The following is a 21,617-nucleotide window of genomic DNA, read 5'->3' as shown; positions in this document are numbered from 1 at the left end:
GAATGCGGGTGCAGCTTCGCATCTATAAGCTACCTTTCCCGATATGCTGTGAGTGTATTTGTTAAGGTTAAGGAAGTAGGTACAGAAAGCATTCTTAATTCTTAATTCTTAATTCTTAATTCCTCAAAATCTATACGTCACACCTTCAATCGCCAACAATGTATTTGGAAAAACTTCCCTTGCTTCTTTTTCAAAAAGCTCGAGCGTTTCATATTTTGAACTGAAATGACCTATAAGTAGTTGAGTGGCATTTGCTTTGAGTGCAATGGTGGCAGCTTGTGTGGTAGTGCAATGAAACCTAAGTGCAGCGCGGTCTTCAAGATCTTTCAAATAAGTCGTTTCGTGGTACAGCACTTCTACTTTATATACTTTTTCAACGAGGGATTCGTCGTAAACAGTATCAGCGGAATAAGCATATGATCTCGCTTTAGGAGCCGCTTCTGTTACCCATTCGTTTTTTATAACCTCACCTGTTTTGGTGGTGTAATCTTCGCCCCATTTCAGTCTTTCATAAAATGCTGCAGGTATTTCGTATTGACGTGTTTTATCAGGGTTTATGCGGCGAGGCGCTTTTACCTGGTCGAAACGAAATCCCCAGCACTCAATTCTGTGAGAAACCTTGAAGCAGGACACCTTAATTTTTTCCTCCTGCATTATTACTTCATCCCCTCTTAAAGGATGAAAGATGAGTTGATAAGGTAATGCAGTATCAGCAACTTTTAACTGCAAATTTATAATCGCTTGCAAAGGCTCCGGGCCAAATAAGTGCAGATCCTGCGTTCTGCCAAGCAAACCCATACTTGTTATTAAACCAATTAAACCGAAATAATGATCGCCATGAAGATGAGAAATGAAAATGTGGTTGATGCGACTTCTCCTTATTTTATATTTAGCAAGCTGCATTTGTGTGCCCTCGCCACAATCTATTAAGAAAAGCTGATCTTCCAACGTAAGCACTTGTGCAGTTGGATGCCTGTCAAATGCCGGTAGAGCGGAATTATTTCCCAGTATAGTTAATCCAAGCATACGATAATTCAATTATACGGTTGCTGTTACCCAATCAGAGGCATCTTCGATAAAGATACTCTATAAATAATAAAAAATATTCCCAATAATGATCTGATTGATGTGCTATTGTTGCTCTAAATAGTATTCGCCTTTGGAATAAAGAATTGCCTTGCCTGCCATTAACACCCTGTCGCCCACATAGTCGCAATAAATAATGCCTGAGCGTTTTGAAAGCTGTTTAGCAACAAGCTTTGTTTTGCCCAGTTTCTTGCTCCAATAAGGCACCAGTGTGCAATGCGCCGAGCCGGTAACAGGATCCTCCATTATAACAGAATTAGGCACGAAGAAGCGGGATACAAAATCAACGAAGCTGCTCTGAGCAGTTACAATAACCCTTGTTGATCCCAACGCATCAAGGATACTAAAATCCGGAACAATTTTTTTAACCTCTTCTTCTGATTCGTACAGCAATAAATAGTTTTTCGCCTTGTATATTTTCTGTGGAATAATACTCAAGCCTTTGATCAATGCAGGATTTACGCTGTCAACAGGTTCAGGAACAAGTGCGGGAAAATCAAGCTGTATCAATCCACCGTCGGTCTTTGTTACTGTCAATATCCCACTCGTTGAATTAAAAGTAATGGAGGTCGCATTATTATCGATAAAATTGAAGATTACGTAAGCGCTTGCCAATGTTGCATGCCCACACAGGTCTACTTCAAAATCCGGTGTAAACCATCGGATGTGATAATGCTCTTCTTCCTTTACGAAAAAGGCGGTTTCAGAAAGGTTATTTTCAACTGCTAATTTCTGCATCACAGCATCCGGAAGCCACTCCTGAAGCGGGCAAACCGCCGCCGGATTGCCTTGAAACAATTTCTCCGCAAATGCATCTACGACATAAATGGGTAAGCTCATGTTTAGGATTTTAAGGTTGAGCAAATCTATGCTCCACTGTTGAACGGGCATAAAAAATGCGTCCTGTTGAGAACGCATTTTTTTATTATTTATTGGCTGTTTATTTCTTTATAGGCTGATATCCTGCATTCAGACCTTTGATAAGATCACCGGTGATATCGTAAGCTGAATCTTTATAGAACATCAATTCAGGCTCATAAGAGATGATGTAAGCATATTTTCTGTCTTTGTTATAATCTTTCAGGAACGCTTCGATCTTCTCTTTAATATTCTTTCTTTTTTCCATTTGCAAATTACCAATCTGCTGCTCGAGCATACCTCTTCTTTGCTGATAATTTGCCTGCATTTGCTGATATTCCCTATTTGCTGCTTCTGCTTCAGACTGGCTCATAGATGAACCACGTTGCTGCCACTCCTGGATCTTTCTCTGATAAGATTTTTCAAGAGACTGTAATTCGTTATTCATGGACTGCTCTTTAGTTTTCAATTCGTCAAGAGCATCTTTATAGTATTGATAGTTGTTTTGTAAAGAGTCAATGTCGAAATAAGCCATTTTAAAGCTGTTATCCTTTTCTGCAGGACCGGCGTGGACTTCTGTGTGAGGTTTTTTATTTGCAAACTGGAAGTAAAAAAGCACAGCTATCAGAGCGAGAGCAATAACACTTAAAATTGTGGAGAGATGCTTCATGATAATTTTTAAATTAATTTCTTGTAATCTATTTTAAGCAACTTGTAAAATAGATAAACGGATTCTAATTATTTACCTAAAGAAAAACAGGTGCCGAAGATACACTTTCGGAGATTAAACGCAACATGATTATTAGAAAAAAATAAGGCCTTTCTGTAAATATTACCGCCGTTTCACATAGCAAACATATAATTCAGCAGTCATCTACCAAAAAAAGGTAGGAAGTTTTAACACTTCCTACCTTTTAAAAAACTATAAAGAACTTAATAATTATTCTTCGTCGTCAAAAGTCATGGCTTCACGAGTAGTTTGCAGCAATTCATATTCTTCCTTGCTGCCAACGATCATGTTTTCAAAGTCACGCAGACCAGTACCCGCAGGAATTGCGTGTCCGGTGATTACGTTTTCTTTCAGGCCAAGCATATCATCGGTTTTACCCATGATCGCTGCTGATGACAATACTTTGGTTGTTTCCTGGAAGGACGCTGCTGAGATCCAGCTTTGTACACCCAACGATGCTTTTGTGATACCCAACAACAACGGTTGAGATGTTGCAGGATTAGCATCACGGAATTCAACCAGTTTTTTATCTGAACGACGCAAGATAGAGTTCTCTTCTCTTACATCACGCAGGCTAACAATTTGACCGGCTCTCAGCTTAGTGCTTTCACCTGGTTCTGTAACGACTTTCTTATCGAAGATCCAGTCGTTCTCAGTCATAAAGTCAAATTTATCTTCAGTATCGTCTTCAAGGAATTTAGTATCCCCCGGATCAACGATGGTTACTTTACGCATCATTTGACGTACGATAACCTCGATGTGTTTATCGTTGATACGTACACCTTGTAAACGGTAAACTTCTTGAATTTCGTTTACAACGTATTCTTGTACTGCGTAAGGTCCTTTGATATTTAAGATATCGTAAGGAGCGACCTGACCATCAGACAATGGAGTACCTGCTTTTACGAAGTCACCATCTTGTGCAAGGATCTGACGTGTAAGAGGTACAAGGTATTTTTTAACAACACCGTCTCTTGCTTCCACGATCATTTCGCGGTTACCACGTTTGATGTTACCAAATGAAACCACACCATCAATTTCGGATACTACTGCAGGGTTTGCCGGGTTACGAGCTTCAAACAACTCAGTTACACGTGGCAGACCACCCGTGATATCTCTCAATTTACCCAATACACGAGGAATTTTCACCAACACCTGACCTGCTTTTACTTCTTCACCTTCGTCGATTACGATGTGAGATCCAACAGGCAAGTTGTATGATTTGAATTCTTTTCCGTCAATTCCGATAGAAGGAAGCTTCGTTTTATCTTTTGATTCGATAACCACTTTCTCGCGGTGACCTGTTTGCTCATCCGCTTCTTCACGGTAAGTGAAACCTTCAAGAACATTATCAAATTTCACAGATCCATTGATCTCAGAAACGATTACGTTATTATATGGATCCCATGAGCAGATTGGTTCGCCTTTGGCAATTTTCTGACCATCTTTTACCAACAAGGTAGCACCATAAGGCACGTTACTTGTGATCAACAGACGATCGTTCTTAACATCCATGATACGAACCTCACCTGTACGGCCGATTACCAATTGTACTTTTTCGCCTTCTTTGTTTTCTGTAGTTACAGTACGCAAACCGTCGAACTGGATAGTACCATCGAATTTTGCAGGTAATGTAGATTCTACTGATGCAGAACCGGCAACACCACCCACGTGGAAGGTACGAAGTGTCAACTGTGTACCAGGCTCACCGATTGACTGAGCAGCGATGATACCAACTGCGTCACCTTTTTGTGCCAGGTAACCTGTTGCAAGGTTTTTACCGTAACACTTAACGCAACATCCGCGTTTGCTTTCGCAAGTCAACACAGAACGGATCTCAACAGTTTCAATACCTACTTCTTCTATTTTTTTCGCAACAGAAGCAGTAATTTCTCTACCTGCTTCAGCAATCAGTTCTTCTGTTGTAGGATGGTATACATTGTGCAATGAAGTACGACCTTCAATTCTATCGCTTAGTGGTTCGATTACGTCTTCGTTATCTTTCAATGCTGAAGTAGCGATACCACGCAATGTTCCACAATCTTCTTCTGTTATTACAACATCCTGTGCAACGTCAACCAGACGACGTGTCAAGTAACCTGCATCGGCTGTTTTCAACGCTGTATCGGCAAGACCTTTACGGGCACCGTGCGTAGAGATGAAGTAATCCAATACGTTCAGACCGCCTTTAAAGTTTGAAAGGATCGGGTTCTCAATGATCTCAGAACCTGTAGAGCCTGATTTTCTTGGTTTTGCCATCAAACCTCTGATACCTGCAAGCTGTTTTACCTGTTGTTTAGAACCACGGGCACCTGAGTCAAGCATCATGTAAACTGAGTTGAACCCTTGTTTATCATTCTGCATTTCGCGTATCAATGTTTCTGTGATACGCGTATCTACTCTTGACCAGATATCTACTATTTGGTTATAACGCTCGTTGTTTGTGATAAGACCCATGTTGTAGTTATCCCAAACTTCGTCAACTTCAACTTTAGCCTGTTCAAGCAATTCTTCTTTTGCATCCGGAATGATCAAATCCTGCGGGTTGAACGACAATCCACCGCGGAACGCCATACGGAAACCAAGTTGCTTGATATCATCAAGGAATTTAGCTGTTTTTGGAACGTTGGTGATTTCAATGATATCACCGATGATTTCACGCAAAGACTTTTTAGTCAGCAATGCGTTGATGAAACCAACTTCTACAGGAACAAACTGGTTGAACAAGATACGACCTACTGTAGTTTCAATCAGTTTCTTTTCCAGCTCTCCGTTTGCATTACGCACGTTTGATTTCACTTTGATCCATGCATGCAGGTCAATGCGGTTTTCATTGTAAGCAATGATTACCTCGTCTGCAGAATAGAACGCCATGCCTTCACCGCGTAATGTTTCTTTATCGTTGGTTCTTTTACCCTTAGTGATGTAGTAGAGACCGAGTACCATGTCCTGAGAAGGAAGGGTGATCGGCGTACCGTTTTGCGGGTTAAGAATGTTGTGTGAAGAAAGCATCAACAATTGCGCTTCCAGTACTGCGGCGTTGCTCAATGGAACGTGAACCGCCATCTGGTCACCATCGAAATCGGCGTTGAACGCTGATGTTACGAGAGGGTGCAATTGGATCGCTTTACCTTCAACCAATTTTGGCTGGAACGCCTGGATTGACAAACGGTGCAGTGTTGGGGCACGGTTTAGCATTACCGGGTGTCCTTTCAATATGTTTTCAAGAATGTCCCAAATGATAGCTTCTTTTTTATCTACCAGTTTGCGGGCACTCTTAACAGTTTTTACAATACCTCTTTCAATCAGCTTGCGGATGATAAATGGTTTGAACAATTCCGCTGCCATGTCTTTTGGAAGACCGCACTCATGTATTTTAAGCTCAGGTCCTACAACGATTACAGAACGACCAGAGTAGTCAACACGTTTACCAAGCAAGTTTTGACGGAAACGACCTTGTTTACCTTTCAATACATCGCTCAAAGATTTCAATGCACGTCCACCTTCTGCTTTTACCGCATTTGATTTACGGCTGTTGTCAAACAATGAGTCGATCGCTTCCTGTAACATACGTTTTTCGTTACGTAAGATTACTTCAGGAGCTTTAATCTCTAATAAACGTTTCAAACGGTTGTTACGGATGATCACACGACGATAAAGGTCATTCAGATCAGAAGATGCGAAACGACCGCCATCCAGTGGAACCAACGGACGTAATTCCGGTGGAATAACAGGAATGTATTGCATCACCATCCACTCAGGACGGTTAGTGATTCTTGTGTTTGCATCACGGAAAGCTTCTACCACGCTCAAACGTTTTAAGGCGTCTGCTTTACGTTGTTGAGAAGTTTCGTTAGCCGCAGCGTTACGAAGATCGAAAGACAATTGGTCAAGATCTATTCTTTGCAACAGATCGTGAACGGCTTCCGCTCCCATTTTCGCGATGAATTTGTTTGGATCGTCATCTGGCAGATACTGGTTATCTTTTGGAAGAGTATCAAGGATTTCCAGATATTCTTCTTCAGTTAACAGGTCACCGTAGTTTTGACCTTTGTCTGCGCGGATACCTGGCTGAATTACCACGAAGCGCTCGTAGTAAACAATGGTTTCCAATTTCTTGGAGCTCATACCGAGCAGGTAACCAATTTTATTAGGGAGGCTTTTAAAATACCAAATGTGAACAACAGGTACCACCAATTTAATGTGGCCCATGCGCTCACGACGCACTTTCTTTTCGGTCACTTCTACGCCGCAACGGTCGCATACGATTCCCTTGTAACGAATGCGTTTGTACTTACCGCACGCACATTCGTAATCTTTCACCGGCCCGAAAATTCTTTCGCAGAACAAACCATCTCTTTCTGGTTTGTACGTACGGTAGTTAATAGTTTCAGGCTTCAGCACTTCACCATAACTTCTTTCAAGAATAGAATCCGGAGAGGCAAGGCCAATTGTGATTTTGGAGAACGTAGCCCTGGGACGATTTTCTTTTTTAATAGCCATAAATTAATCTGCAGATTGTGTTTATGTTCTTGATTTAACAGCTTTTTCCTCGTACAATAAAATACTGATAACCAATTTGATATAATCAAATTAGCTTCAAAATCAATACTTTATCAGTAAATCCGAGGAAAACTTACCCATTAAACCCAAAATAAATAGTGGGCAAAGGTAGGGATTATAGTTTAAAGTACCAATACTAGAAATGTTTCAATAGAAATTGTAACACTCCACGGTTCAGGAGTCCTGATTGGCGACTTTACTATTTATCCTTACCTGCCCACTTGGCATGAAAAGAAATTAGGAATTGGGAGTTAGGAATTAGAAATTTATCTTGCGTAACGAATTGATAATTACCACTGTATCCTTAACCAAAGATTTTGGTGATTACATTCCGCTAAAGAATGGAGCATTGCTGACTCCTAATTTCTAATTCCTAACTACTAATTGCTACTGTATCCAAGGCTGTACTACCAGCCCTTTTGTACCATCTTGTAGCTGGAAAGTGATCCAGGTGATACCAGAGGCAGACTGAATAACTTCTGTTTTGCTGCAGTCAACCCATGCTGGGGCACTGCCGTTTTTTCTCACATATAGTCTGCTGCCTGATTTTTGGCCGAGCGCCTTCACATCTCCGTTTACTTCCAGGAAAAGGAAGTTTTTGCCGTCGCCGGAAGCCCAGCCATACTTTGCTTTTGTTGAGCCAAACATTTTACCATTGTCACGGTAAACATGATTGTAGCCAAATCCTGCGATGAGGCTGTCGTTTGATATGATTGTAGCCAGGGCTGATGCACCGCTTTGTTCGAAACGGAATTTGCTATTTGCCTTTGCATCCACATAAGGATCGCCGATGGTAATTGTAGCTATTGAAACACCTTTATCAACACCTGTAACTGTAATAGTAATAGGCGCAGAGGAAGATGCCGTTTTGCTGTTTGTTGTTAATATTATTTTGTTATCGGACAATGTGGCGGTAAGTTTTGTATTGTCGGACACTGTAATAGTGTACGGCGCTTTCCCACCGCTAATGGTAATTGAATCAGTGCTGTTGATTTCCATTGCAATGCTCGTTTTGGACAACGTTGGATTAACAGGCAGCGGCGCCGGATTTTCTTTTTTATTGCAAGATGTGATCGTTGCAGCTGCTATGCAAAAAGCAAGTGCTCCAGCGAAAATATTTTTAAGTTTCATATAAAGCTTTGTTTGAGTTAGTTGAATGAATATTATTTTATTTCCACTGTTTTTTCAACCACTAATGTTCCGTCTGCTTTTGACACACGCATCGTGTATTTACCTGCAGGCAGTGGCGAACTAACACCATTTGCATAGAGGCGATGTGTTTGCCTATTAGCAATTTGGTCCATTTGAGGTGTAACAATATTTCCTTTACTGTCAATTATTTGCCAGTTTGTAAGGGTTTCACTCAATTCGCCCTTAAGGATCAATTTCATCTGCGGAGAAACAATATTTGTCACGCCATCATATACATCTTTAAGGTTAGCAAACATTGGGATTGGCTCTCTTGTCATTGTTACTTTCGCAATACCAGATACTGCTGAATCTACTTCATTACGAACTCTACAGTAATAAGAACCTGTATCGCTTATAGCAGTTAGTGGTAATGAGAGGGTTGCACTATTCTGTCCAGGTACAACGTTTCCGTTTGCATACCACTGATAACCGTCATTGTTATACGCCTTTACCACCTTAGCAACTACACTTAATTTTAAAGTGTCAGCTTCTGCAATTGTTACATTCTGAGGGTCAGTTACAATAGTCGCCGTTTTTGTTACAGCTGGGTCAATTACTGCAATATGTATCAGATTAGTTTTTATTGTTATTGCCGGCGATCCGCCATTTGAAAGAACGCAATAATAATAACCAGAATCCATATAGTTTGGATATCCCCAATATAAAGGAGATGCAGGCTTTAGTACTGACGCATTGCCGCCCAAACTTGCTAAAGATGTGAATGTCCCTGTTGCTGTTTTACCATAATACCATGTGTAAGATGCGGTATTCTTTGCACCTCCAATCGACATGAAATCTATTGAAGATTTATAGAAAAGTGTATCGTAATAGGTAATAGCAGAATCGGGAGCCACACTGCCATTAATATTTGTAAATGTTGGCACCGCAGTACTTGAAACAACAGTTAGATGGAAAGTATCACTCAAAGTAGTTCCAACACTATTTTTTAATTCACAATAGTACCAACCGGAATCTGTTACCATTACAGGATTAAAAACAAGATTTGATACACCGCCACTTACACCATAACTTGTAGTAATATTTCCTGTTGCACCGTCTGTAATTGTACCGCCGCCTATTTTATGCCATATAGCTGTAGAAACACCTGTAGCAGCCTGTGCCTGTATTGTCGGACTTGTTCCTACTACTACCGTTTGATCGCCGTTAGCAGGAATCAGGGGAGAATTTCCTCCGGCTGTACCATACCTTAAAACAGGCTTAGAGGGAGCTGCGGTCGCAGCAGTAACAGTTACACTTACGGAGTTGGAAACAAGAGAGTCCATATATGTTACTCCGGGTGCAAAAAAATCAGCAAAGTTTGAACTTGGCCCGAGGCTAGGCAAGAGATTGCCGTCAAAAAATCTAACCTTGCAATAATAATCACCCGCGGTCCACGGTTTAACTGGAACAACTGAAAATGAGATATTAACACTGGTAGCAAATCCACCGGTAATAGAAGTATCGGGAGCTCCGGGAGCGCCTTTTTTATACCATTGATACATTGCTTTTGCAGGTGTTGCAATATTGGTGGCAGTGTCCATTACCTTATTTGTAATATTAGCCTGGTTGCTTCCAATTTTTATGAAAATGGTACCAAATGGTACTGATGCACCTTCAGTAGCGCTATAAGAAGTAATAGTTGGTTGACCCGCCGCACTTAATACAGGGTGCTGCGCTTTCGCCTGACTCACTGAGAGCAGGCTTAACAATGCCCCTGTCACCAAAGGCAGTTCGCATTTTTTTAGAATGAATCCTCTCATGATGTTCGTTTGTTTAGGTTTGATTGTTTATTTGATGTTTACTTTTTTTCAGTAAGATGATAGACCAATCCGAAGCGAAGTGTATTGGCCATTGCGCTTTGTGCTTTAGTAGCGCCGGAAGGAACGAGGTAAGCAAAATTCAATTCAAACGCATCGTATTTTAGCCCTGCTCCTGCTGTTATGTATTTGCTGTTGCCAATGTCATCACCGTCGAACGTGTAACCGGCTCTGAGGTTAAATACGTTGTTATAAGAATATTCCATGCCTGCTCCCAGTTTATACGCCGTGTTTCCAAAAGACTGTGACCAGCTTTGCATTACTCCTGTAGTGTAGTAATCCTGCATTTCTGCTTCTGTAACCGGTGCTGCAGGTACTAATAACTTATTGGCTTCAATACCAAATGTTATTTTGTTTTGCTCATCAAATGTTTTCGTGTACGCAGCGCCGATACCTGCGTTGGCAGGAATGAATGCTTTTTCATTGCTGTTGCTTGTGTAGCCAATTCTTGAACCGAGATTTGACAATGCTACGCCTGCGGTAAAACCATTTCCTTCTTTATCTATACCATTATAAAAAGCAGAGATGTCTCCTGCAAAAGCATTTCCGGCTGTGTAGTTAACACCGTTCACAGAACCATCTGCCAGTTTTGAATAGATGTAGCGTGCGGCGATTCCTATAGAAAATTTTTCTGAAAGCTTTCTTGAATAACCGAGATCAACTGCAAATTCATTTGGCCTGTAGATGCCGAGTTTTTTACCACTATAATCAGAAACAGGAACATCTCCCATATTGAAGTAGCGCAACGAAGCAGATACAGATTGGTTGTCATCAAGTTTGCGATTGCCTGCCGCACTTACAAAAGAAATTCCTGAGGTAGCATTTCTTAACCAGGGAGTATAGTTGAGTGAAATGTTTCCTTTGTCTTCATTGAAAACTGATTTGGACAAATTGTGAAACATCGCATCCGCATCTGCGCTTGTCGCGATGCCCATGTTGCCCATGCCACCGGCACGTGTGTCCGGTGTTATCTGCAGAAACGGAACTGCTGTTGTGGTTACCTGCACGGGTGTTTGAGCAAATGACATCATATTGTTTGCAGACAATATTCCTGCAACGATCAATAACCTTCTGAATAATTTTGCGTGTATATAATTCATAAAATATACTTGAGAAATAGACTTATTTAATTTTCACTTTTTGGTCCAGCAATGTTGTTTTTCCTGCAAACCTTACTACGTACACTGCCGGAGCCAACGTGTAAATTGGAATCTGGAAATTTGTAATTGAGTTAGGCACCTCTACTTGTTGTGACCACAACATTTTTCCCGACATATCTATCAATTGCAATACGCCGCTTTGTTGTGTTGTTGAATAGATATTAACCTGCAATGTGCTTGTGCTGCTGCAGTATGCTTCCAGTTTGTCTTTATCCGAACCTCTGTCAGGATAAATAGTGAATGTTCCATTTACCAACACGGGTTCATATTTTGAAGACACACCACCTTGTAGCGTAATCGGGTATATGCCTATTGGCGATTTTGCTACGGCAGGTGTAACGATGGTTGGCAGTTTTGTAAAACTCATTACATCATCACCCTTTACAAAATCATGGAACGTCATTGTTAACTGTGGTATATCATGACCATATTCGATGGATTTGTTTTCGGCGATAATGGTCATTTGTCTTTTTCTTACCACAATTGTTTTCGGCAAGCTTGTTTTTGAAACATATACATCTGTTCCGGGGAAATAAGCCCGTACATGAAAAGTGCCTGCTGTTAGTACGTCAATTTTATTGTTATCATCAACTACAGCGATGTCTGTATTGTCAACAATGTATTCCGGTAATATGCCCGTGTTGGAAGTACCACCAAGGAAAGGAACTGCATCGCCATAAGTAATGTATAATGTGGCAGTATCAAAATCTATCGTTTGTCTTAATGTACCGTTGCCTAGCGTACCGCCTGTAACCTTGCTGTTTTTAATATTTTGAACAAGCTGAAAGTTTGCAGATGTTTTGCTTGTTGCCATTGCAATAACCAACTGACTATCTGCCGGCATATAATCGCTGAGCACCCCGCTGGCAATTCCATTAACTGTGGACACGGTGATAATAGAATCTCCCATTGTCCATGCTCTTTTGGCCGTATAATCTACTTTTATCGCTTTTACTGAAGTTCTTGCCGGTTGCACTCCTTCTGCATATACCACTATCAAGCCATCACCCGTATTTCTCATGCCTATGGCTTGCGGATAGGTCTGGGCCGATCCATTACTTAATGGTAATATTTCAGGGCCCGTGGAACTGTCGCCATATAACAGTTTACCGCTTAAATCTAAACCCTGGAGATAGACTTTATTCCCATTTAGTCCCCCATTGGGCACATCGTCCATAACTGCAAACCACAATTTATTTGTTACAGTATCGTAAGCGGTACCTGCATCACTGCTGGTTGAGCCAAGCGTATTTTTTGCAACAAGTTTTGAATCCGCTCCCCATTTATTTGCACCAGTTGCTGTATCAATTCTTTGTGCATAGATCTCTCCGCCTCTGGAACCGCCTTTCATATAACTTACAATGACCCCACCTCGGTTATCGTTATAATACTTTGATGGGCCACCGGGTACGGTTGGATTGTTGGGAGAGAGTTCTGTAGCTGTGCTCCACACGCTTGCACCATCTGCTATTTTGTATTTTTGGGCCGCAAGGTTAAACGGTGTTGATCCGGCACTGCCTGCAGGTCTATGTTCCCAGGTAACTATAAAGCTGCTGTTGCTTATAACTATCGGCTGGGGAAATAAGCTCATCATAGCAATGTTATCCTGGATAACAATGCGTGACGGCCACATAAAGCTACCATCGGCACCACTTATTTTTTGCATGTACACTCCATCACGTGTGCTTTGCCCTACCAAGATGCCATGGTTCCAGGTTACTATTATATCATTTGAATTAGTAACCGCTACGGTGGGTGAAAGCGCCTGATAGTCGTTTGCTGCAGCTGAGTCAATTTTGGTGGCCCAGACCATTTGTCCCGTTGTTCCATCAATTTTATAAATAACAGGAAATTGTCTGTATTGACTAACCCGGGCATTTTGTGTTGCAACAATCAGGTTACCGTTTTTGTCAACAGTCATTCCATCTCTATATCTTGCGGAACCTACCAGTGTGTCTATCTTTATTCCTATATCACCCCAAAGCCTGTTTCCTTTTTTATCTATTTTTTGCACAAACATTGCATAACCATACCTGCCCTGCGGATCAGTTTGCACCCAGCGAACAAAAAAGCTACCGTCCTTTTGCGATGAAGCAATATCGGGCTTGTCTGTAAGGGATAGTGGCGCCAGGGTCGTTTGTGTATTAATTGAAGCTTCACTTGTCCACTGTGCCGTTGCTTTTTCAACAAACAACAACATTGCAACAGCACCAACTATAAACAGATTCTTCAGTTTCATTTAAAATATTTTATTTAGAACAGATGACCGAAACATTTCCGCGTCGATCATCTGCAACTTTTTAGAATGGTATTACTACAAAAAAGAAATTTGGATCATCGAGACTTTTAAACTGTCCCAGCATGCCGTATGAAGGCGATTGATAATAATCCAGCGTTAACTGTTTGCTTCCACTTTCAAAATATTTAAGCAGAGGATTCATTGCATATCGAAGGTTCTCTCCTCCTGGATCCTGCTTTAGATAAGTAAACGTGTATGTCTTCCCGTCATTTGCAAGCGCGAAGTTGTAAGTGTATGTTCCGTAGAAAGCCTGGCCACCTTTTCCTAACGACACGTAAATGGTCATTTCTTTTTTTGACGGGCTGAATAAATAATCCATTTCACGGAAAGTGTAGCCTCTCCCGTTAACCGAATCATTTATTGTTTTGATCAGGTTTTTATAAGAAGTTGAAATAGCAGTAGCGCTTTGGTCAGGATAGCCTGATGGCTGAAACAATCCTGTAAATCCATTTCCAAACAATGCAGACAATGGGAAGTCTGGCGTGTTTGATATTTGTGAGTTGTTATAAATGCCATCAATGTAGAAACCATTGTTTGTTCCCTGGTTCCAGATCAAATCTGTAAACGGATATTTTTTATACCAGATCGTATCGCGGAAGTGAATGCCTTTTGCAGTATAGCTGAATAGCGTTCCCTGGTTCACTAATTTGCCCGTTGTATCGTTCTGATAGCGGAAGTACATTGCACTTCCACCGGCGTAACTCAGACTCATTTGTTTACCATCCTGCATTTTCATGTTAAAGAACATAGCCTGCGGCAAATAGGATTGTATACGGGTTTGCATGTCCGCCATCTTCTTTCCGCCATCCTGATCAAATCCTTGTTCTACATCGCCTCTGTTATCATCTGTGACCTTTACCAATGTTAAAGGCATGCCTTTTTGTGCGCCTTCCATCCAAATCGTGTCTTTATTATCAGAGACTTTCATGAAATAAAATTCATAGTCTGAATACAATCCCTGTCCTGAAGTTCCACCGATTACATTTGGATCAGGATCTGCGAGTAAGTGCAAATAAGAATAGGTATCAAAGACCAATGTGGTCATTTGCAATGCACGTAAACTGTAACTGCTTTCCACCGGCGTGGTAATAGTCGAGCCAGCCAAATCACAATTGGTGATCACTCTGTTCGTACTATCGAATTTGAACAAAAAGGTGCTGGCAAGATTACCAGAGCCCGGATATACATATGCCTGCCATCCATAAGGAGCAGACGTAAGTATCGTTTTATAATCTTTCAACATTTCTGCAGAACGCTCCTGCGGAAGCTGCTCAAAAACAGATTTGTCATAATCTTTTTTACAACCGCTGAACAACATCAGTGCTACGACGACGTATAATATAGAATTGGTTAGCTTCATATTGAGATCTAGATTTGAGATTTGAATAACGATTTCAAACCTTAAATTTTTTTGTTTGTATTAATGTGATGTTACGTATTGTATTGCCTCTACCGTTCTCGCTTGCAAAGCGTAGAAGTCGATATTGTAGATATCGTTGAAATAGTTTACTACAATGTTTTCTTTTGCTCTTAATGCAGCACGGCCGGTTGGCGATGTAATGCCATTGATCATACGATCCCATTCCTGTTTGCTGGTAGTTACCATTGTAGAAACCATTTCTGCAAAATCTTCGTCGGAAGAGTTCATGGCATACGGTGTAATGAACCCTTGTGCGTTCGCCTGATCCGCAGTGAAGTTTGTCCACGTGCTGGTATAAACCGGTGTCAATGTTTTAAACTCTGTAGGGTATCTTACATTCATATGCAGGATGTGCGTAAACTCGTGCTCAATAACATGCATCAGTTTTGTTACTGTTGCAGGCTTTGTTGTTGTAAGATTATTGATGTTGTACAAAACCACTTTACGTCCTGCTTCCGCTGTACCAAGAATTACACTGCCATCTGTTTCATAATTAGCACTGCCCACCAATAAGAATTGTTTTGGACAAAGCGATTTGAAGAAATCATTTCCTGCTTGTGCAACGTAGGTATCAATCCAAACCTGTTTTACGATTTTTAATGATGGTACAATCTGCGATTCGTAAGGAGGAACGAGTGTTTTATACAGATCAAGTTCCAACGCATCCCATTTGTATTTTACAGCAATGTTGTAAGGAATGGTCAGCGAATCCCTGATCCAGATATCTTGTGGCAAAGGTTGCTCGTCCGGTGTTTTAATAGGAGGAAGCTCAGATGCAAGATCCTCTTTCTTGCCGCAAGAAACGGCCATGATCACCAGCATTAACAATGTTATTATTCTATTCAGTTTCATATTTTTTTGATGGCACGCAGATGACGCTGATTGAGCAGATTTACGCAGATGTTTCTTGGTCATTCAACTTTTACTTCATCTTTGCGTTGTGAAAATTTTGTTTTCTATTCTTTCAAAATATTTTTGGGAAACAAACACTTTCCGTTAAGATGAGTCTCTTGGGTTTAGTGCCAAACCAGACAACGCTGCGGCATCCGGCAATTGAATCAATCTGCGTTTATCATCTACTTTTAATACCGTAGAATCGGATGCATTGTTGCTTACCATGTATTTATGCTTCACTTCTTTCTTATAGCGAAGAATATCAAACCACCTAGAACCTTCGAAAAGAAACTCTGCACGTTTGAAATCCAAAACAGCATTGATAACTTTTGTTTGAAGATCGCCGGTTGTATAATATTTATTTACTGAATCGATAGTGATAGTATTCTTTGCAGGATCGTAAGGAATAATATTTCCATTGGCGTCGTAACCATTGAAAATGCGCTGGCTTGCAAACGTGTTAAGATCTGCCAAAGCAAGACCATACTTCTGTTGCTTTGCATACGCTTCTGCCCTGTTAAGCAATACTTCTTCTGTTGTAAACAATGGAATGGTGGTATAATAGTAACCTGTGTTGGCATTCAAGCCACCCTGAACAAAATGCGGATAGAACTTTGGAATATTAAGCACTTGTGCATTTCCATACACCATGTAAGCATAGGTACCATTGGCAACATTTTTACCTAAAATTGAAGTTTGCAATGCAGAGGTGAAACCAAAACGATAGCCATAAAAACCGTTCGCCCAGTTAGACAATGTTTCTACCAATAATAGGTTTGCCTTTTGATCGATCTGTGTATACTGTTGCTGAAGCGCATAATAAGTAAGCGTTCTGTACGTTGTTAACCACGGACGCATATTGGAAGCAAAGTCACCGCTCGGGAAAACTTTCGATGCAAAAACCACGGCGCTGTCATACTGTTGCTTATACAAATAGAAACGCGTAGCAAATGCATTTGTCGCTGCTTTTGTAAAATGATATTTAGGAACGGTATAAGAATCATCACTTATCAACGACATACCCGTCAGCAAATCATTTCTGATGGAGTCGTACGTAGAAGCAACCGTGCCTCTGGTGTATTGACCAAATACAACCGTTTCAGGTTTTGTTACGTAAGGAATCCCCGGATCTGTACTCGCTGTTGCCGGGTCATATGTTTTTGCGAAAAGGTTCACCAACATAAAGTGAGCATATGCTCTTGCCACCAATGCTTCTCCTTTTTGTGCGTTTAAAACTTTAGGATTCGTTGCCTTGCCAATTGCTTCTAAAGCCTGGTTACACAAAGCGATTGCTTTGTAACTCTCATCCCAATAAGTCGTGGGCATATCCTGAGTATGGTTGTTATTCGCATCTGCATACTGATACGGATAAAAATTTGACAACACCAAACTGCCGCCCAGCTTGTCATCTACGTTATCAGACATTGCTTCGCAAAAGCCCATGTAGTTGGCTTTTGGATAAGCATTTACCAATATCGCTGAAATGTTATCAACCGTGATGTTTGATGGATTGTCCATATCCACACGGTTATCAGGCAGTTCAGATAAAAACTTTTTACAACCGAATAACCCAACAACACTCAACACGATAAGCGCAATATTTATAGACTTTTTCATGCTCGTTATTATCAAAAATTCATTTCACCAGTTATCAAATTGCCTGTTGCCGGCAACTGGTAACCGGCAACTGGCAACAATTTATTTTTAGAACCCAATTTTTAATGCTAGTGAAAGCTGTGTAAACACCGGAGATCCTACACCACCAGAGTTAGCAAACTCAGGGTCTTGTCCTTTCAGCTTCTTGTCGGCAAACATTAACCAAAGGTTGTTACCCGTAAATGTTAATGATGAGTTGTTGATGCCGATTGATTTTGTAAGGTGTCCCGGCAAAGAATATGTCAGTGCCACTGTTTTCAATCTCACAAAGCTTCCTCTCGCTACTCGCACATCGGAATAATTGTAGTTGCCGTATGGTGATGAACTTCCAAGGAAATACACAACACGCGAATCACTGATGGATGGAATAGTTGTTTTCGTTTCATCGCCCGGCGCTTCCCAACGATTGATGAAATCTTTTGGCATTGCATTCATGTCGCTGTAGGAGGCACCAAACACTGGCGATAAACGCACCTTGTTACCAGCCTGGTAAACGAACAGAATATTCAATGAAAGGCTTTTGTAAGTGAATATGTTTGACAAACCGCCCGTGTATAAAGGATCTGCTGAGCCTTCATATTTAAGATTGCTTGTGTTGCTGCTTTGCAGGAACACATCTGTGTTTGTGTTACCGGTTTGGTCTGTAAACAACGGAACGCCACTGTAATGATCCAATCCTTTAAATGGTATAGAGAAAATAGCACGCACAGGATAACCAAGAGAAGAACCACCTTGTGGAGCTACCAAATCTGCAATCTGGCTCAAACTTTTGATATTGGTAATTTTTGTGATGTTGTATCCAAACGTAAGGTTCGCGCCCCATGTAAATGCTTTTTGCACAATGATCTTACCTCCCAATGTAAACTCCACACCGTGAGATTCCATGTCAGCATAGTTTGCAGCTTTATACACTTGTCCGCCTACACCTGCCGTAGGGATAAGGCTGATAAGATCAAAGCTGTTTCTTCTGTATACATCGGTAACCAATGTTAATCTGTCTTTGAAGAAACCTAAATCAATCCCAACGTTCCCTTCATATTTTTTCTCCCATGTAAGATCTTTGTTCTCTAAACTCACGAGATCCATGCCTGACTCCTGCTCTGGAAGTGTTGGTCTTTTAGTTGTTTCCATGCTCAGAATAACAGAAGAGTTATTCGCCGGACCGAAGTCTGCACTCAAACCGTAGCTACCTCTAAGGTTAACGCGGTTAACTTTATTGTTTGCAAGGAAATCGTGGATAAGCGGCTCATTAAAGACATTCCATCCGCCACCTACCGTCCATGTTGGCAACCATCTTGATTGGGTTGATTTACCAAGGCCATTGGAACCATCTTCTCTCACTGTTCCGTTCAATGTGTAACGACCTTTATAAGTATAGCTACCGTTTCCAAAGAATGCCACAAAGCGGTCACGTGTATTTGCAAGGCCATAGTAGTTAAAGTTGGCTTCCAGCAATTGTTTCAGCGCTCTGTAATCAACAAATGGAATACCACCGCTGTTGTATTGATAACCGTATCCTGTATTATTGGAAACACGTCTGTCTGTAGCCTTGATCTCCATACCGCCCATTAAATTCAAAGAGTTATTGCGGTTGAAATCTTTGGTGTAGGTCAATAGATTTCTAATGCTCCAGTTCAGCATCCTGTTGTCTGTACGGTTGTAAAAACCACCCTTTGGCAAAACCACTTGCGGCTCATCATCTGGATGCTCAGGATCGCGGTATAGGAATTTGTTGTTCTCTCTGATAAAAGAATTATCCGCAGCGCGGTAAGCCTGCGCCATGTTTGAATTTTCAGTGATCTGGTGCTCCAGTGAAGATTGCACCAAACGGATCGCCCCGGTAAAATCAAACTTTAAATCTTTTGAAATTTTGTAGCCCAGATCGCCTTGTAATTTTGCATCCAGCACGTTTACATCCAGCGTGTTGTTTTGCAATTCATTTACAATATTGAATGGAGCAAAATTTCTTCTGAAATATTCAAGGTTACCATTTTCATCATATGGAGTAATAATGCGGCTGGTGGTCAAAGCATAGTTGAATGGATTGATATCAAAATCTCTATCGAAACCACCGCTCACTTTATTGCTCGTTCTGTCAACCGTACCTGGAGCCATTTGCTGTCTGTAAGACGCATTGGTCAAGAAGCCCAGTGTTAAGCAATCGCTTGCATTGTATGTATTGTGAAAGTTAGCAGTATAGCGGTTAACACGATCACCGATCGTCCAGCCATTGTCCTGGTAAAAGTTGGTAGAGAAATACGATTGTGATTTATCTGTACCAAACGATAAGCTAAGGTTGTGCTCCTGCGCAAATGAATTTCTAAACAAAACATCGAACCAATCTGTATTTGCCAAACCATAGCGTCTGTAAAATTCTGCGAGACTATCAACATTATTGTCCAAACCAAACTTGCCTTCTGTTTTATCCCATTTGCTCACAAGATCTGCGGCTTTTGCAAACACACCTCCAGTTGAATTGCGCGATACATCAGAAAAATTCAACCAGCCTTTTTGCGCCAACTCAAGATCTACGCTCATTTGCTGAGCAGAGTTCATGATGTTGAACTTGTTGTAATTGGGTTTTAAAATGCTGGAGAATGTGCCACTGTAGTTGATCTGTGTTTTCCCAGATTTACCTTTCTTCGTTGTGATAACGATTACTCCGTTCATCGCACGTGCGCCATACAACGCAGTAGCAGACGCATCTCTAAGGATGTCCAACGATTCAATATCATTGGTATTGATGCCTGCAACAGAAGAGCCCAACATGGTTGTGGCATCACCGCTGGAAAGCTGATCGTTTGTGACATTCACGATGTCTTCCAGCACGATGCCATCAACCACCCATAGAGGTTTATTAGAGCCATTAATAGAGGTAGCTCCGCGGATACGAATCTTCGGAGCTGTACCAAAGGTACCGGATACGTTTTCTACAGTTACCCCTGCAACACGACCTTCAAGCATTCTTGCAACATCCATAACGCCTTCCTGTTTGATGTCATCCATTTTTACTTTGGCTGCAGAGCCTGTAAATTTTCTTTTATCAATTTTTTGAAACCCTGTTACTACAACCTCAGGAGCCAGCGTTTCATCAGCTGTAACAAGTGAAATGTTGAAATAAGATTGGCGACTTACAGCAATTGTTTTGCTAGCCTTGCCGGCGTAGCTTACACGCAAAGTGTCGCCGGGCTTTACTTCCAGCGTAAACTCACCAAGATTATTTGTGTTGGTTCCTCTTTTGGAATGAAGGATTGTTACTGACGCAAAAGAAAGCGGAGAATTGTCTTCAGCGCTTGTAACCTTTCCGGCAATTTTTTTAAGAATGATTGTGTCGGTTGAATGTTCTTCCGACACAATCAAATGTTCAATGGGTGCAATGCTTTTGTCTTTTGAGATAATGATGTTGCTTCCAGTTATGGTGAAAGACAAATTTTTTCCTTTCAAAATAACCTTCATGGCATTTTCAATCTGCATGCCTTTAATATCTACGCTGATCATTTCCCTGTCGTTCAGCAGATCATTGTTGTAAAATGCATACAACCCCGTTTGTTTCTGTATTTCTTTAAATACTTTGGAAATAGGTATGTTGCGTGCAACGATCGTTACTTTATACTCCTGCTCAGGATGAGCAAATAAAGCCTGAGATAGACATAAAAGAAATGACAAGCTAAAAACTAACAACGCCTTTCTGTTATTAACACGAAGAAGCCCATTCTTCATAATTCTCATCATAGCAGTTGAAAAACTTTGGTTTTAAAATCTATTCAACACTATTAGAATCAGTTTCCTTTCGAACGGGTGAAGAAAAAGTTAAGTTTTTTTAAAAAATTATTTTGCGGGCAATGTGATGGCCTTTGCGGGGACGTTTTGAGAATGGAAAATGAAGGTTGAAAATTGAAAATTGCCTGAAGGCTGATGGATAAACAGGTTAAGGATTGGGTTG

Annotated in this window: 12 protein-coding genes; all 12 read right to left on the bottom strand. The window is 41.0% G+C overall.

Features of this window, described 5'->3' with window-relative positions:
- Nucleotides 1-123 precede the first annotated feature (123 nt).
- Nucleotides 124-1,026, bottom strand: coding sequence for a ribonuclease Z (locus tag QJ048_RS23060; RefSeq protein ID WP_282336831.1), 903 nt, complete (start codon nucleotides 1,024-1,026; stop codon nucleotides 124-126).
- Between the two features lie 105 nt (nucleotides 1,027-1,131).
- Nucleotides 1,132-1,926: a PhzF family phenazine biosynthesis protein gene (locus QJ048_RS23055; protein ID WP_282336830.1), complete on the bottom strand. Its 795-nt coding sequence runs from the start codon at nucleotides 1,924-1,926 to the stop codon at nucleotides 1,132-1,134.
- A gap of 100 nt (nucleotides 1,927-2,026) precedes the next feature.
- Entirely contained in the window at nucleotides 2,027-2,614 is a 588-nt protein-coding gene (locus QJ048_RS23050) for an OmpH/Skp family outer membrane protein (protein WP_282336829.1), read from the bottom strand.
- Between the two features lie 270 nt (nucleotides 2,615-2,884).
- On the bottom strand, nucleotides 2,885-7,177 hold the full coding sequence (gene rpoC / locus QJ048_RS23045; RefSeq protein WP_282336828.1) for a DNA-directed RNA polymerase subunit beta': 4,293 nt from the start codon (nucleotides 7,175-7,177) through the stop codon (nucleotides 2,885-2,887).
- A gap of 447 nt (nucleotides 7,178-7,624) precedes the next feature.
- Nucleotides 7,625-8,368: a hypothetical protein gene (locus QJ048_RS23040; RefSeq protein WP_282336827.1), complete on the bottom strand. Its 744-nt coding sequence runs from the start codon at nucleotides 8,366-8,368 to the stop codon at nucleotides 7,625-7,627.
- Between the two features lie 32 nt (nucleotides 8,369-8,400).
- Complete coding sequence (locus QJ048_RS23035) at nucleotides 8,401-10,188, bottom strand: immunoglobulin domain-containing protein (protein ID WP_282336826.1); 1,788 nt, start codon at nucleotides 10,186-10,188, stop codon at nucleotides 8,401-8,403.
- 38 nt (nucleotides 10,189-10,226) lie between these two features.
- Nucleotides 10,227-11,345 (bottom strand): type IX secretion system outer membrane channel protein PorV, encoded by a 1,119-nt coding sequence (porV, locus tag QJ048_RS23030; protein ID WP_282336825.1) that lies wholly within the window; start codon nucleotides 11,343-11,345, stop codon nucleotides 10,227-10,229.
- A gap of 22 nt (nucleotides 11,346-11,367) precedes the next feature.
- Complete coding sequence (locus QJ048_RS23025; RefSeq protein ID WP_282336824.1) at nucleotides 11,368-13,644, bottom strand: MBG domain-containing protein; 2,277 nt, start codon at nucleotides 13,642-13,644, stop codon at nucleotides 11,368-11,370.
- Nucleotides 13,645-13,705: 61 nt separating this feature from the next.
- Complete coding sequence (locus QJ048_RS23020) at nucleotides 13,706-15,064, bottom strand: DUF4302 domain-containing protein (protein WP_282336823.1); 1,359 nt, start codon at nucleotides 15,062-15,064, stop codon at nucleotides 13,706-13,708.
- 60 nt (nucleotides 15,065-15,124) lie between these two features.
- Nucleotides 15,125-15,976, bottom strand: coding sequence for a zinc-binding metallopeptidase (locus QJ048_RS23015; RefSeq protein ID WP_282336821.1), 852 nt, complete (start codon nucleotides 15,974-15,976; stop codon nucleotides 15,125-15,127).
- Between the two features lie 144 nt (nucleotides 15,977-16,120).
- Complete coding sequence (locus tag QJ048_RS23010; RefSeq protein WP_282336819.1) at nucleotides 16,121-17,635, bottom strand: RagB/SusD family nutrient uptake outer membrane protein; 1,515 nt, start codon at nucleotides 17,633-17,635, stop codon at nucleotides 16,121-16,123.
- A gap of 87 nt (nucleotides 17,636-17,722) precedes the next feature.
- Nucleotides 17,723-21,406: a SusC/RagA family TonB-linked outer membrane protein gene (locus QJ048_RS23005; protein WP_282336817.1), complete on the bottom strand. Its 3,684-nt coding sequence runs from the start codon at nucleotides 21,404-21,406 to the stop codon at nucleotides 17,723-17,725.
- Between the last annotated feature and the right edge of the window lie 211 nt (nucleotides 21,407-21,617).

Origin of the sequence: Pinibacter soli (assembly GCF_029961145.1) — a bacterium.
In the GTDB taxonomy this organism is placed as follows: Bacteria; Bacteroidota; Bacteroidia; order Chitinophagales; family Chitinophagaceae; genus Pinibacter; species Pinibacter soli.
Note: the sequence above shows the minus strand (reverse complement) of the source record. Positions and strands in the feature narration are given on the sequence as shown.

Coding starts and splice junctions, on each gene's coding strand:
- QJ048_RS23015 (WP_282336821.1), bottom strand. CDS start 15,976: ATGAAACTGAATAGAATAATAACATTGTTAATGCTGGTGATCATGGCC.
- QJ048_RS23020 (WP_282336823.1), bottom strand. CDS start 15,064: ATGAAGCTAACCAATTCTATATTATACGTCGTCGTAGCACTGATGTTG.
- QJ048_RS23025 (WP_282336824.1), bottom strand. CDS start 13,644: ATGAAACTGAAGAATCTGTTTATAGTTGGTGCTGTTGCAATGTTGTTG.
- QJ048_RS23035 (WP_282336826.1), bottom strand. CDS start 10,188: ATGAGAGGATTCATTCTAAAAAAATGCGAACTGCCTTTGGTGACAGGG.
- QJ048_RS23050 (WP_282336829.1), bottom strand. CDS start 2,614: ATGAAGCATCTCTCCACAATTTTAAGTGTTATTGCTCTCGCTCTGATA.
- QJ048_RS23040 (WP_282336827.1), bottom strand. CDS start 8,368: ATGAAACTTAAAAATATTTTCGCTGGAGCACTTGCTTTTTGCATAGCA.
- QJ048_RS23005 (WP_282336817.1), bottom strand. CDS start 21,406: ATGATGAGAATTATGAAGAATGGGCTTCTTCGTGTTAATAACAGAAAG.
- porV (WP_282336825.1), bottom strand. CDS start 11,345: ATGAATTATATACACGCAAAATTATTCAGAAGGTTATTGATCGTTGCA.
- rpoC (WP_282336828.1), bottom strand. CDS start 7,177: ATGGCTATTAAAAAAGAAAATCGTCCCAGGGCTACGTTCTCCAAAATC.
- QJ048_RS23055 (WP_282336830.1), bottom strand. CDS start 1,926: ATGAGCTTACCCATTTATGTCGTAGATGCATTTGCGGAGAAATTGTTT.
- QJ048_RS23010 (WP_282336819.1), bottom strand. CDS start 17,635: ATGAAAAAGTCTATAAATATTGCGCTTATCGTGTTGAGTGTTGTTGGG.
- QJ048_RS23060 (WP_282336831.1), bottom strand. CDS start 1,026: ATGCTTGGATTAACTATACTGGGAAATAATTCCGCTCTACCGGCATTT.